We start from the raw sequence: 11,529 nt of genomic DNA on the forward strand, positions 1-11,529 counted from the left end.
GAAAAGCATGCGTCAGAAAATTGGTGAAACCCTTGTCATTGCTAGCCATAATGCAGGCAAATTAAAAGAGATTGAGACGCTCGTGAGCCCTTTTGAAATCAAGACCCGCTCGGTTGCTGAATGGGGTTTACCAGAACCCCTTGAAACAGGCACAAGCTTTGAAGAAAATGCTTATATTAAAGCTTACGCGGCGGCTAAATCCACAGGATTTGCAGCCTTGTCAGATGATTCGGGTTTGATGGTTGATGCTTTGGATGGCGCCCCAGGTGTTTATAGTGCTGATTGGGCCATAGATGCTAGGGGAAAACGGGACTTTCTTATGGCTATGGAGAAAGTAGAACAGGCTTTGCGCGTCAAGGGTGCGGAAGCAGAAAGAGATAGAATCGCGCGCTTTGTGTGTGTGCTTTGTCTTTGTTGGCCCGATGGTACGGCGTGTAGTTTTCGTGGAGTGGTAGAGGGGCATATTATTTGGCCGCCGCGTGGGGATCAGGGTTTTGGTTATGATCCTATTTTCCAGCCGCGGGGGTTTACGTGTAGTTTTGGTGAGATGACGGCCGAGGAAAAGCACGGTTGGAAAGATGGGAAGGCGGATGCCCTTTCGCATCGATCACGGGCTTTCGCGCTTTTCGTCCAAAGTATATTAAGCGTGTCTTAAATGACCGATCTTCGCACGCCTAGTGCTTTTTCTGCGCCTTTCGGGCTCTATTTACATTGGCCTTTTTGTGCGCGAAAATGTCCTTATTGTGATTTTAATTCTCATGTCCGAGCACGTCCTGTGGATGAAGCACGTTTCATACGTGCTTTTGTAGAAGAGATGCGTTTTATGCACAGTCGTACAGGTTCGCGGCGTTTGAGTAGCGTGTTTTTCGGTGGTGGTACGCCATCACTCATGCAGCCACAAAGCGTAGCGACCTTGCTAGACGCAGCGGCGGGACTTTGGTCTTTCGAAGAGGGGATTGAAATCACCCTTGAAGCCAATCCATCAAGCGTTGAAGCAGAACGCTTTCATGCTTATTATAGCGCGGGGGTGAATCGTTTGTCGCTTGGGGTACAGGCATTGCATGACGATGATTTACAAGCGCTTGGTCGAATGCATAATACAGAGCAAGCGCTTTTTGCTATGGACTTAGCGCGGAAAATTTTCCCGCGCCTCTCCTTTGATTTAATCTATGCCCGTCCAAATCAAAGTATAAAAGCTTGGGAAGCAGAATTGCACAAGGCCATAGATCTTGCCGCCGATCATCTTTCTCTTTATCAATTGACCCTTGAGCCAAACACACATTTTTATAAGCTTTACCAAGCTGGCAGACTTGTGCCTTTACCTGCGGAAAAGGCAGCAGATCTTTATAATCTTACGCAAGAGGTTACTGAAGTGCGAGGATTACCAGCTTATGAAATTTCTAATCATGCGGTAAAGGGCGCAGAAGCGCGGCATAATTTGCTTTATTGGCGCTATCAAGACTATGTAGGGGTGGGGCCTGGTGCTCATGGCCGCTTTTTGGAAGGATTAATAAAGCAGGTTTTCATAACTGAAAAGCATCCTGAAAATTGGCTTAAACGAGTAGAAATGAACGGTCACGGGATTGTGGAAGAGGAGGCATTAGATGCAACTCAACAGGGAGATGAATGCTTATTAATGGGCTTACGGCTTTATGAAGGGCTTGATCTTAACCGCTACCGCGCTGTAGCACAGCGCGATTTACCCTCTGAGCCTTTGACTGCTTTGCAAAAGGATGGGCTTGTTGAAATGGTAGGTAATCACCACCTGCGGGCAAGTATCAAAGGGCGTCCTTTGCTTGATTATATTATTCGAGAACTTGCTACTTGACTATTGTTTGTGGGCTGTATTTTCATCGGGATGATTTCCTAACGTCTTTTGCCAAGTTTGGCTTTGGTCGCGGTGGATAGCTGCTCTTGTGAGCATCATAGTGGTGACACAACTTGTGATGATGAGAAAAGGGGGGATCAAAAGTTCATATACGCCAAAGTGTCTTTGCCATAAAAGACGGTAAAGCAAAGAGGCTATGATGATGGAGATCACGCCGCCGCTAGTGATAAAGGATGTCATATGGGCGCGCGCATAAAAACTTTGTACTCTTACGAGACCTAAAGCTGCTAAGACAGTAAAAACTGCTCCTAGCAAAAGGAAAGCGCTGATCAATAAAGCCAGGACGATGGCACTGCCGCTTTCCGGCGTATTGAGTATTGTGTTCATTCAATCACCTCGCCACGCATTAAAAATTTGCCTAAGGCCAAAGTGGAAACACCACTTAAAAAGCTGATGATAAAGGCGGATTCAAAATAAAAATTATTTTCATGCTGTAAGTTGAAAGTTAAAAACAATAGCATGATGATGGCAGAGAGCGCATCAAGGGCAATGATGCGATCTTGAGCGCGTGGCCCTGCTATGAGTCGCCAGAAGATAGGCAGTAATGCGATAGATAAAAGGATTTGGGTAGTGATGATGCTCCAATAAAGGATAGCTATGCTCATGGAAAAATCTCCAATAAGGGGCTCTCGTAATGCTCAGTTATTTGTTTTGTAATCATAGTTTCATCGCTTTTATCGGCAAGATGTAATAATAATTCATGAGTTTTTGGATTATATCCTACCCATAGGGTACCAGGGGTAGACGCTACCAAAACTGCCAGCCAAGCCACCCCGTGGCGATTGTTGAGACGTAATTTTACTATTATAAAACCTGAATTTTTTAGGCGCCCAGCTGCTTTTAAAAATTGATATGCAAAGCGGGCGTTATCAACGATCAATGCTTTACCAAAATGACTTGCCAATTTTAGAGTTGGTTTGAAGCGTGGGCGCGCTACTATACTTGGTTCAAGCCTTGCCATCAAAAGTCCACAAAACCACCCAACACTTAAGGATAATAGCACCTGATTTAGGGTAATTTTCTGTAGTAGTAGCCAAAAGGCGATAATTAACAAGCTAAAATAAGGGTGAGGCCAAAAGCGTTTCATGGGTCTGTTTCCTCTAGGCTTAGAACGCTATGGATATAATTTTGTGGTTGTTGTACATCGTGGCTTAACGCATCAAGATAGTTTACTACTGACCCTGCTGCTATACTTAAAAGCGCACATAAGAATATTAAGCCAACAATGGGTGCAAATTCTATCACTTGCACGCGCGGAACGATGCCTTCTTTTGCTGCCCAAAAGATGCGTATTCCAGCACGGCTTAAGGCAATAAGGCTTAAGAATCCTGATAGCAAAATAAGAATGACAAAGAGCCAATCTTGAAAACGGGGGGTCCCTGGGGCATCTATGAGGCCTTGAGGCGTCAGGGCTTGGTTAAAAAGCATAAATTTGCCGAGAAAACCTGATAAAGGTGGCATGCCTATCAGTAAGATGGCTACAATGCCGAAGCTTGCCCCCAAGAGGGCAATGGTTCCTGGGATATAAGTACCTATTTCTATTTCTGGTTCTTCTTCATCTTCACCATAAACGTCTTGGGTGATAGCTAAAACGTTAGCTGCGGTGTCTTGGCCACGCTCAATGAGTTCAACTAGTAAAAAAAACGCGGCTAAAGCTAGGGTGGATGAGATGAGATAAAATAAAATGCCCGTTAAAAGTGCGTTATGATTAAGTCCTATGGCCATAAGGAGCGTCCCTGAGGAGACAAGAACATGATAGGATGCAAGGCGCCCAAGGTTTTGGCTAGCTAAAACGCCAATAAACCCAAAGATTAGAGTAGCAAGGCCCCCCCAATAGAGAAAGCTTTGCCCAAAGTGCGCTAGGGTGCTGTTTTGGCTTCTAAAGCATAGGAGGGTTAGGCGTAGGATGGTATAAATACCTACTTTGCTTAGGATGGCAAAAAAACAGGCTGCTGGTGCGCTTGCCGCGCTATAGGTTGGGACGAGCCAAAAATTAAGCGGCCACATGGCGGCTTTGGTCAGAAAAGCTATGCCTAAAAGGGTTGCTCCTATGGTAAAAATACTTTGATTAGTGCCCTGAAGTGTAGGGATTTTTTGGGCGATATCAGCAAAATTTAGCGTCCCAAGGCTACCGTAAACCAAGGCTGTACCTAAAAGAAAAAATACAGAAGCAACTAGGTTTACCACCACGTAATGGAGCCCTGCTTTTGTGCGGGCTATCCCAGCTCCATGTAGGGCAAGGGCATAAGAGGCGGTGAGCATAATTTCAAAAAATACAAAAAGATTAAAAAGATCTCCCGTTAAGAAGACACCATTGAGGCCGCTGATGAAAAATTGGATAAACACATGGAAGCGCGGGCCCGCTTTTTGCCAATAAGCGCGGGCAAAGAGGAGGCTTGCTAGAGCGAGCACGCTTACTAAGCTAAGCATCAAGGCGCTTAGGCGATCTAATAATAGGTTGATCCCAAAGGGTGCGGGCCAGTTTCCTAGCTGATAAGCATAGGCTTTTGGGCTTAAAAGAGCGGCTTCGCGGCATAAAAATAATGATATGATCAAGGTGAGGAGAACGCTGACAAGACTAATAAGTGCTTTGAATTGATAACGTTTTTCGTCAAGCAGTAACAAAACTGCCCCTGCCGCCATAGGCAAGAGGATGGGGAGGATAATCAAATGAGCGGATATGGGCATTAACGCGGCTCCCTTCCGTCGACGTGATCAGATCCAGTTAAGCCACGAGAGACCAGCAATATTACTAAAAACAGAGCTGTGGTAGCAAAACCGATCACTATCGCGGTGAGGATGAGGGCTTGTGGAAGCGGATCGGCGTAATTGGAGAGATTTGTTATAGTATGGGGAGTGATAATGGGAGGTGTGTTGCTGGTTGACTGACTCATTGTAAAGATAAATAAATTACTAGCATAAGAGAGAAGTGATAGCCCCAAGATCACTTGAAATGTACGCGGGCGCAAGATAAGCCAAATACCAGAAGCTGATAGAACGCCAATAGCTAAGGATAGGATGATCTCCATGCGATTCTTTCTTTTAATTTTCTTTTTTCTCTAAAGCTGTAGCGTCTTGTTGTTTATATAAGCGGTAATGGCGGATAGATTGATGGGCGAGAGCGATTAAAATGAGTACCAAAGCACCAAGCACTAAGGCAAAGATGCCAAGGTCAAAGGCTAAGGCCGAAGCTAGCGGTATTTTCTCAAATCCTATCTTCTCAAGTGGTGCAAATGATAAATAGCGGGAATAAGAGGTGAGGAATGGAAAACCGAAAGGCCATGCGAGCGCGCCGGTAAGAAGCGAGAATAAAAGCCCAAAGCCAATCCAGCGTAGGGGCAAGACTCGTAAACGTCCCTCTGTCCATTTAATACTTGAGACCAAGTATTGAAGAATAAAGCCAATTGTTAAGCTGACACCTGCGGCAAAGCCCCCACCTGGTGAGTCATGGCCGCGTAAGAAAAGGTAAAAGGCAAAGGCAGTGATAAGCGGGAAAAACCAATGGAAGATTGTTGCGGGTATCCAAAGGTAATTGATTAGTGTATCGCCGGCCTCTCGCTCTGGCTGTGCTTTATCAAAGGCGGTTTGTAATTTTTGTTGATTGGGTGCTCCCATGGTTTCAATAGCAGGGCGAAACCGCCGTAACAGGGCAAAAACGCTCAAAGCAACAAGAATAAGGACTACCCCTTCGCCTAAAGTATCAAAACCACGGAAGTCTACAAGAAGCACATTGACTACATTGCTTCCACCGCCTTTTTCGTAAGCGTGGCTGAGGAAATAATTACTAATTGTTGCTTTTGGTGGGCGTGTCATGGCCGCATAAGAAAGGAAGGCAAGGCTACCGCCTATAGCAAGCGCTAAGATAAAATCATAAAAGCGGCGGCTATATGTAGACCAAGGCCGGCGCTGAGGTTCATCCATTAACCATCGTTTGGGCAACCAGCGTAAACCTAAAAGTAGTAGAATTGTTGTGACGATTTCTACTAATAACTGTGTAAGTGCTAGATCCGGCGCTGATAACCAAATATAGGTTGCGCAAGTCATAAGCCCCGTTACGCTGAGTAAAATAAGTGAGGCAAGACGATGAAATTTGGCCTTAACTGCTGTTAAGATAGCACAAGCCCCACCGATGATCCAGATGATCAAAAACGGTAGATCTATGGATGAGGCGGGCTGAGAACCGGTGTTTAATCCACCGCGTTTCCACAAAAGCCATCCTATTATTAAAAGAGAGAGAGTTAACAGCCAACGCAATTGGGTTTGTAAGGAACGGCTTGACAAAGTTCGTTCACCTAGACGTGCAAGCCGCCAAGAAAGTGTGATTAAAAGGCGATCGAAAATTCGTTTCCCTTTAAAAGCGTTCAAAAAGGCTGGATTTCCATTGTTTTTTTCAAAAGCGCGGTGGCGTAGGATGTAAAATAAAAGGCCACCAAAAAGCGCAATTAGGCTCATGACAACGGGCCAATCGAAACCGTGCCATATGGCTAAATCATAAGCTGGTGTTGCAGAACCTAAGACGGAAAGCACAGCATTTTTTAAGATGGGACCAATAGTAAGATTGGGAAATATACCTACCATAAGACAGATGAAGACCAAAAGCTCAATGGGTAAGCGCATAAAACGCGGTGGCTCGTGCGGTGTTTTTGGGAGCTCAGATGCGAGCGAGCCAAAAAAGACTTGATGGATGAAGCGTACTGAATAGGTAACACTAAAGAGGCCTGCAAGGGTAGCGATATAAGGAGAAATTGTATCAAGCCAAGAGGGGACATGGGTTTCGACCGCTTGAGCAAAAAACATTTCTTTAGAGATAAAACCATTGAGTAGTGGTACTCCCGCCATAGCACCACTGGCTACTAAAGCGAGGGTGGCTGTGATGGGCATAACATGAAACAAGCCCCGTAATTTACGCATATCACGTGTGCCTGTTTCGTGATCAATGATCCCCGCTGCCATAAATAAGGATGCTTTAAAAGTAGCATGATTAGCAAGGTGAAACACCGCCGCAACAAAAGCTAAAGGGTTTCCTAGGCTGATTAGAGTGGTGATAAGTCCTAAATGGCTGATAGTGGAATAAGCGAGTAGACCTTTGAGATCTTGCTGATACATTGCAAAATAAGCGCCTAGCAAAAGGGTGCTGAGGCCAGCGAGCCCTATGGTCCAAAACCAAGTTTCGGTTCCGCCCATAACCGGCCATAGGCGTAACATAAGGAAGATGCCCGCTTTGACCATGGTGGCTGAGTGGAGATAGGCCGAAGCTGGCGTGGGCGCAGTCATAGCATTTGGGAGCCAGAAGTGGAATGGAAATTGCGCGCTTTTGGTGAAAGCAGCCACTAGTAGGCAGATGAGAGACACATTATAAAGTGGATGTGCACGGATAAGGGAGCCTGCTTGCAAAAGGCGGTCAATATCATAGCTACCCACTATATGACCCAAAAGTATAACTCCAAGCAATAAAGAAAAACCACCAAGCCCTGTAATAATAAGAGCCATACGTGCGCCTTCACGCGCTCCGCTATTGTGATACCAATAACCTATGAGCAAAAAGGAAAATATGCTGGTCAATTCCCAAAATACCACAATAAGGACAAGATTCCCTGCTAGCACTATGCCTAGCATCGCTCCCATAAACGCTAAAAAAAATGAGAAAAAGCGTGGCACTGGGTCTGATGGATCCATATAATAGCGGGCATAGATGACTACTAAAAGACCAATACCAGTAATGAGAAGGGCAAAGAGCCAACTCAGCCCGTCCATTCTAAAGCTAAAGGTAAGCCCCCATTGCGGCAACCATTCAATGCTAAAGCGCACGACTTGGCCTTTATTAATGGCTGGGTAAAGTAGGAGAGTTAGTAGAAAGCCAAACAACGCGATAGCCCCTGCAAACCATGCTTCTTTATTTTGCGCGGTGGGGCGAAAAAAACCTATTAGAGCGCTACCAAAAAAGGGGGACAGGATGAGAAAAACCAACATTGTTCCCCATGCGTTCATATTGCCTCGTTTCGATTGATGTTTAGATTGCCATCATAGAAGATAAGTCTTTGCAAACCTTTAACAATACTCGTTTTGTAAAAAGATTGCGATAATTTATAGAATGCTATATAAAAAGAAAGCTTTATTTTAGGCATAGGCGCATAAATATTGCTCCCATCAGGCTACTTAGGATTGCAAGATTTATCTACGAGAGAGAATGCATGTTACAAACCCCTTATTATTTGCTTGATAAAGCTAAGCTAATCCAAAATATGGAGATGATCGCTCAATTGCGGTCTGATTCAGGTGCTAAGGCTTTGTTAGCGTTGAAGTGTTTTGCGACATGGTGTGTGTTTGACTTTATGGCACCTTATATGGATGGGACGACATCTTCTTCCCTATATGAATTGCAATTGGGCCGTGAAACCTTTGGTGGTGAAACTCATGCTTATAGCGTAGCTTGGGCGGAAAATGAAATGGAAGGAGTGCGCCGCAATGCTAATAAGGTTATTTTCAATTCAATCAATCAGTTGACACGTTTTGCTCCGCAATTGGGCGGGTTGCCTTGTGGTCTTCGTTTGAACCCAGGCGTAAGTGTTTCCGGATTTGATCTTGCGGACCCTGCCCGCCCTTTTAGTCGTTTGGGTGAGGGGAATCGAAAAAAAATCGAAGCAATTTTGCCGTTGATCACTGGTTTTATGATACATAATAATTGTGAAAACGCTGATTTTGAGAGCTTCGATCGCTTGTTAAGTGCGGTGGAAGAAGAATTTGCTGATTTTTTTTATAAGGTACAATGGGTTAGCTTGGGCGGCGGCATTCACTTTACGGGGCAAGATTATCCGCGTAAAGCTTTAGCTGAGCGTTTAAAACGTTTTGCTAACACATATGAAGTGGAGGTATTTCTTGAACCTGGGGAGGCCGCAATTACCCAAAGTACAAGTCTTGAAGTGACGGTCTTGGATACGCTTTACAATGGTAAGGATTTGGCAATTGTTGACAGCTCAATTGAGGCTCATATGTTGGATCTTTTGATTTACCGACAATCAGCTAAATTAAATGCTGAAAGCGGTTCACATGAAGTGATGATTTGCGGGAAATCATGTTTAGCTGGGGATGTTTTTGGTACTTATCATTTGAAGACCAAGCCACAAATTGGCGACCGTTTATCGATTGAAGATGCGGGCGGTTATACGATGGTGAAAAAGAACTGGTTCAATGGTGTAAATATGCCATCCATTGTTATTAAAGAACTAGATGGCAGTATACAGGTGCAACGTATTTTTAGCTATAAAGACTTTAAAGCAAGCCTTTCATAGGAAAAGTCTGTTTTGCTCAGCCGATCTGCGCTTGTAAATGCGTTAGATATAGATTTCCGGTCTTTAGATGACTGATGGTACAAAGCGTAGGAGTATAAGGGCATGAAAAAAAATGTTTTAATCATTGGTGCGGGGGGGGTTGCCCAAGTAGTGGCTCATAAATGTGCCCAATATAACCACGAATTAGGAGCGCTGCATATTGCTTCGCGTAGTGTTCATAAATGCGAGGCGATTATCCAATCGGTGCAAGAAAAAAACTCTATGCGTAGGGCGGGGCTATTTTTAGCCCACCAACTTAACGCGCTGGATGTCCAGGCTACCGTTGCTTTGATTGAAAAAACTAAGAGCACTATTGTAATCAATGTAGGGTCTGCTTTTTTGAATATGGCGATTTTATCGGCCTGTGTCAAAACCGGTGCGGCTTATATTGACACCGCTATCCATGAAGATCCGCTGAAAATTTGTGAAACGCCGCCTTGGTATGGTAATTATGAATGGCCTCGTCGTGAGGAATGCGCCCAAGCGGGTGTGACTGCTATTTTGGGCGCCGGGTTTGATCCAGGGGTTGTTAATGCTTATGCGGCTTTAGCGCGCGATGAGTATTTTGATAAAATTTCTGATATTGATATTATAGACATCAACGCTGGTGAGCATGGACGTTGGTTTGCTACTAACTTTGATCCAGAAATCAATTTCCGTGAATTTACGGGGCAGGTGTGGTCATGGCAAAACCGCCAATGGACGGCAAATCAGATGTTTGAAATTGGCCGTAAATGGGACCTGCCGGTGGTAGGACAGCGGCAAGCTTATATGACTGGGCATGATGAGATCCATTCTTTATCTAAGAATTTAGATGTGGATAATATTCGCTTTTGGATGGGCTTTGGGGAGCGCTATATTACTGTCTTTACTGTGTTGAAGAATTTGGGTCTCTTGTCAGAACAGCCAATTAAAACCGCTGAAGGCCTCGAGGTTGTTCCGCTTAAAGTGGTAAAGGCGGTATTGCCTGATCCATCTTCTCTTGCTCCTGATTATAAGGGTAAGACCTGTATTGGAGACTTGGTTAAGGGTGAAAAAGATGGTAAATCTCGTGAGATTTTTCTTTATAACGTGGCCGATCACGAAGATGCTTATGCCGAAACGGGGGCACAGGGGATTTCTTATACGGCTGGTGTGCCTGCCGCTGCTGCTGCTGTATTGGTAGCTCGCGGGGTGTGGGATACAAAAACTATGGTCAATGTAGAAGAATTGCCGCCAAAACCGTTTTTGCAGCTTTTGGATGGGATGGGACTTTCCACTGCGTTACGCGAAAATGGTATTGATAAAAAGTTGCAATTTACATTTTAGGCGGTCGGGGACGGCTATGTAGCAATTGGTTTGGTAAAGCGTTTTGTGTGTATTTCTAATAGGGAAAAAGGGGCCAGTGGTCTTCTATGATGTAAGGACCGCCCCCTAAGGAAGCGCGCGAAGACATTAAAATAAAACGTGAGACTTGAAAAGCTGAGCAGGAAAAGTAGCTATGCTGGGTGAGATAGGACAAAAGATCGGCTTTTTTGACATTATTGAACCGCGCAATGGTAATGTGCGGGGCGAATTTTTTGTGGTCGCGCGCTATGCCTCGTTTGAGTGCTTGGTAGTCTATTGCTGCCTGTAAACTTATCAAGTTTGGGTGGGGTTTGATTTTTGCAACGAGACTGTGGGGCTTGCGCGCTCCAAAAACATCAATACCTGCGATCTCTAGATTTAAGCGTGGGTATTTGATTTGATCAAGCCCTTGGACGATAGAATCGGCAAGAAGGTTTTCTACATCCCCATAAAAACGCAATGTGATGTGGTAATTTTCTACATCAATAAAGCGTGCGCCTGGTAAGCCCCCCCTTAGAGAAGCAAGTTGTTTGGCTATAATTGGAGGGACTTCTAGTGCACTGAATAAGCGAGGCATGAGAACGCATGGGTTGACGTTAGTTGAGGCCGCCTTTAATCCATTCTGCGAGTCGGCTTTTGGGGGCAGCGCCTATCATTGTATCGACAACAACCCCTTGTTTGAATAAAGTAAGCGTAGGAATGGAACGAACGCCAAATTGGGTAGCGAGTTCGGGGTTTTCGTCAATATTGACTTTAGCAATTTTGACTTTTCCGTGTAGTTCATTAGCAATTTCATCCAAAAGTGGTGCAATTATTTTACAGGGTCCACACCAATCGGCCCAGAAATCGACGACAACGGGGATGTCGGCTTGCAAAACAGTTTGTTCAAAATTGCTTTCGTTGATTTTTACCGTCGTCATAGGACGCTCCATTGTTATATTAATCATATTTATGTTAATATAGCATGCAGGTGGTGAATATCTCTAT

The 11,529-nt window shown here is 44.7% G+C and carries 12 protein-coding genes; 4 read left to right on the plus strand and 8 right to left on the minus strand.

The features are described 5' to 3' along the window. Window positions 1-7 precede the first annotated feature (7 nt). Both rdgB and hemW read left to right on the plus strand, forming a co-directional pair. Window positions 8-655, plus strand: a complete 648-nt coding sequence (rdgB, locus tag ACK28X_RS09925) for an RdgB/HAM1 family non-canonical purine NTP pyrophosphatase (RefSeq protein ID WP_412058799.1) — start codon at window positions 8-10, stop codon at window positions 653-655. Continuing rightward, window positions 656-1,828, plus strand: a complete 1,173-nt coding sequence (gene hemW, locus ACK28X_RS09930) for a radical SAM family heme chaperone HemW (protein ID WP_412058800.1) — start codon at window positions 656-658, stop codon at window positions 1,826-1,828. Here the strand turns inward: hemW and mnhG are convergent, their stop codons facing one another. From mnhG to ACK28X_RS09960, 6 genes are read right to left on the minus strand one after another with little or no spacing between them, the layout of a single operon-like run. After that, on the minus strand, window positions 1,829-2,215 hold the full coding sequence (gene mnhG, locus ACK28X_RS09935; protein ID WP_412058801.1) for a monovalent cation/H(+) antiporter subunit G: 387 nt from the start codon (window positions 2,213-2,215) through the stop codon (window positions 1,829-1,831). Next, on the minus strand, window positions 2,212-2,493 hold the full coding sequence (locus ACK28X_RS09940) for a K+/H+ antiporter subunit F (RefSeq protein ID WP_412058802.1): 282 nt from the start codon (window positions 2,491-2,493) through the stop codon (window positions 2,212-2,214). The genes mnhG and ACK28X_RS09940 overlap by 4 nt, the downstream gene beginning before the upstream one ends. Further along, window positions 2,490-2,975: a Na+/H+ antiporter subunit E gene (locus ACK28X_RS09945; protein WP_412058803.1), complete on the minus strand. Its 486-nt coding sequence runs from the start codon at window positions 2,973-2,975 to the stop codon at window positions 2,490-2,492. Before ACK28X_RS09945 ends, ACK28X_RS09940 begins: the two co-directional genes overlap by 4 nt. Next, window positions 2,972-4,576 (minus strand): monovalent cation/H+ antiporter subunit D, encoded by a 1,605-nt coding sequence (locus ACK28X_RS09950; protein ID WP_412058804.1) that lies wholly within the window; start codon window positions 4,574-4,576, stop codon window positions 2,972-2,974. Before ACK28X_RS09950 ends, ACK28X_RS09945 begins: the two co-directional genes overlap by 4 nt. Next, on the minus strand, window positions 4,576-4,917 hold the full coding sequence (locus ACK28X_RS09955; protein ID WP_412058805.1) for a Na+/H+ antiporter subunit C: 342 nt from the start codon (window positions 4,915-4,917) through the stop codon (window positions 4,576-4,578). Before ACK28X_RS09955 ends, ACK28X_RS09950 begins: the two co-directional genes overlap by 1 nt. A gap of 13 nt (window positions 4,918-4,930) precedes the next feature. Then, on the minus strand, window positions 4,931-7,876 hold the full coding sequence (locus ACK28X_RS09960) for a monovalent cation/H+ antiporter subunit A (RefSeq protein ID WP_412058806.1): 2,946 nt from the start codon (window positions 7,874-7,876) through the stop codon (window positions 4,931-4,933). Between the two features lie 203 nt (window positions 7,877-8,079). Between ACK28X_RS09960 and ACK28X_RS09965 the strand changes: the two genes are divergently transcribed. Both ACK28X_RS09965 and ACK28X_RS09970 read left to right on the plus strand, forming a co-directional pair. After that, complete coding sequence (locus tag ACK28X_RS09965) at window positions 8,080-9,177, plus strand: carboxynorspermidine decarboxylase (RefSeq protein ID WP_412058807.1); 1,098 nt, start codon at window positions 8,080-8,082, stop codon at window positions 9,175-9,177. Window positions 9,178-9,279: 102 nt separating this feature from the next. Then, window positions 9,280-10,524, plus strand: a complete 1,245-nt coding sequence (locus ACK28X_RS09970; protein ID WP_412058808.1) for a saccharopine dehydrogenase C-terminal domain-containing protein — start codon at window positions 9,280-9,282, stop codon at window positions 10,522-10,524. Window positions 10,525-10,579: 55 nt separating this feature from the next. Here the strand turns inward: ACK28X_RS09970 and thpR are convergent, their stop codons facing one another. After that, entirely contained in the window at window positions 10,580-11,119 is a 540-nt protein-coding gene (gene thpR / locus ACK28X_RS09975; RefSeq protein WP_412058809.1) for an RNA 2',3'-cyclic phosphodiesterase, read from the minus strand. A gap of 19 nt (window positions 11,120-11,138) precedes the next feature. Continuing rightward, window positions 11,139-11,474 carry a thioredoxin gene (gene trxA / locus ACK28X_RS09980; protein ID WP_412059120.1) on the minus strand — a complete coding sequence of 112 codons (336 nt, stop codon included), beginning with the start codon at window positions 11,472-11,474 and terminating at the stop codon, window positions 11,139-11,141. Window positions 11,475-11,529 lie beyond the last annotated feature (55 nt).

It is taken from the genome of Bartonella sp. DGB2 (genome assembly GCF_046843095.1).
Taxonomy (GTDB): Bacteria; Pseudomonadota; Alphaproteobacteria; order Rhizobiales; family Rhizobiaceae; genus Bartonella.

Coding starts and splice junctions, on each gene's coding strand:
- rdgB (WP_412058799.1), top strand. CDS start 8: ATGCGTCAGAAAATTGGTGAAACCCTTGTCATTGCTAGCCATAATGCA.
- hemW (WP_412058800.1), top strand. CDS start 656: ATGACCGATCTTCGCACGCCTAGTGCTTTTTCTGCGCCTTTCGGGCTC.
- mnhG (WP_412058801.1), bottom strand. CDS start 2,215: ATGAACACAATACTCAATACGCCGGAAAGCGGCAGTGCCATCGTCCTG.
- ACK28X_RS09940 (WP_412058802.1), bottom strand. CDS start 2,493: ATGAGCATAGCTATCCTTTATTGGAGCATCATCACTACCCAAATCCTT.
- ACK28X_RS09945 (WP_412058803.1), bottom strand. CDS start 2,975: ATGAAACGCTTTTGGCCTCACCCTTATTTTAGCTTGTTAATTATCGCC.
- ACK28X_RS09950 (WP_412058804.1), bottom strand. CDS start 4,576: ATGCCCATATCCGCTCATTTGATTATCCTCCCCATCCTCTTGCCTATG.
- ACK28X_RS09955 (WP_412058805.1), bottom strand. CDS start 4,917: ATGGAGATCATCCTATCCTTAGCTATTGGCGTTCTATCAGCTTCTGGT.
- ACK28X_RS09960 (WP_412058806.1), bottom strand. CDS start 7,876: ATGAACGCATGGGGAACAATGTTGGTTTTTCTCATCCTGTCCCCCTTT.
- ACK28X_RS09965 (WP_412058807.1), top strand. CDS start 8,080: ATGTTACAAACCCCTTATTATTTGCTTGATAAAGCTAAGCTAATCCAA.
- ACK28X_RS09970 (WP_412058808.1), top strand. CDS start 9,280: ATGAAAAAAAATGTTTTAATCATTGGTGCGGGGGGGGTTGCCCAAGTA.
- thpR (WP_412058809.1), bottom strand. CDS start 11,119: ATGCCTCGCTTATTCAGTGCACTAGAAGTCCCTCCAATTATAGCCAAA.
- trxA (WP_412059120.1), bottom strand. CDS start 11,474: ATGGAGCGTCCTATGACGACGGTAAAAATCAACGAAAGCAATTTTGAA.